1 protein-coding gene is annotated in these 1,327 nt (G+C 60.6%); it reads right to left on the bottom strand.

Annotated features, from left to right (window positions below):
- On the bottom strand, positions 1-1,327 hold a 1,327-nt coding region (locus AC559A_RS18840), incomplete at both ends, for a complex I subunit 4 family protein (RefSeq protein WP_498819234.1).

Here is a 1,327-nt window from a genome sequence, read left to right as displayed (position 1 = left end):
TGCAGGGACGACTCCAGGTGCAGGGCCTTGCGGGTTTCATACTGGTTTAGGAGATGGACCACCGAGGGATTGATGGTTTTCAGGGCCAGGGTGGGCATCAGGCCCAGGTACAGGACCAGCACGGCCAGGGGGGCCAGGTAGACCCATTCGCGGGTATTCAGGTCCTTCCAGTTCGCTGCCTGGGACGGCTGGCCCCAGGCCAGCTTTAGGCCCAGGCGGAGCATATAGGCCGCAGCCAGCATCACCCCGGGGATGGTCAAGGCGCCTAGGAGGTAGTTGGCCTCGAACACGCCGATGAGCACCAGGGCTTCGGAAACGAAGCCGTTGGTGCCGGGGAAGCCGAAGGACGCGATGGCGAACAGGCCGAAGAAGAACATGTAGGCGGGCAGGTATTTGCCCAGGCCCATGTTGTCCGCGATTTCCCGGCTGTGGCTGCGTTCGTAGATCGCGCCCACGAGCATGAACAGCGCCCCGGTGGTGATCCCGTGGTTGATCATCTGCATGATCGCCCCTTCCACCCCGCGCATGGTGAAGACGAAGATGCCCAGGGTCACGAAGCCCATGTGGGCCACGGAGGAATAGGCGATCAGCTTCTTCATGTCCCTCTGGCCCAGGGCGATGGCCCCGCCGTAGAGGATGGAGATGATGGAAATGGTGATCATCAGCGGCGCAAAGTATTCGCTGGCCGCCGGGGTCAGGGGCAGGCAGAAGCGTAAAAAGCCGTAGGTGCCCATTTTGAGCAGGATGGAGGCCAGGAGCACCGAGCCCGCGGTGGGCGCTTCCACGTGGGCAGCCGGAAGCCAGGTGTGGAACGGGAACATGGGCACCTTGATGGCAAAGGCCAGGGCCATGGCCAGGAAGGTCCAGAACTGGAAGTTGAAGGCGTATTCATGGGTCATCAGTTCCGGGATGGAGAAGGTTCCGGTGTTCACGAAAAATGCCACGATGGCCGCCAGAAACAGCGTGCTGCCGGCCAGGGTGTAGATGAAAAACTTCAGCGACGCGTAGCGCTTGTTGGGCCCGCCCCAGACCGCGATGAGCAGGAACATGGGGATGAGCATGGCTTCCCAGAAGATGTAGAACAACACGAAGTCCAGGGCCGAAAAAATGCCCACGCAGGCCCCGATCATCAGCAGCAGGCAGAAATGGAACTCCTTGACTCGTTTGCCGATGTAGGTCCAGGAGCAGAGTACGCACAGGGGCAAAAGCAGCACGGTCAGAAAGATCATCAGGATGCTGATTCCGTCCACGCCGACATGGTAGTTCATGTTCCAGGCCGGGACCCAGGGCATGATCTCCACGAACTGGAAGTTCGCGGTAGTCAGGT

The sequence above is a fragment of the Desulfonatronum zhilinae genome, assembly GCF_900182865.1.
Lineage (GTDB): Bacteria > Desulfobacterota > Desulfovibrionia > Desulfovibrionales > Desulfonatronaceae > Desulfonatronum > Desulfonatronum lacustre.
Note: the sequence above shows the minus strand (reverse complement) of the source record. Positions and strands in the feature narration are given on the sequence as shown.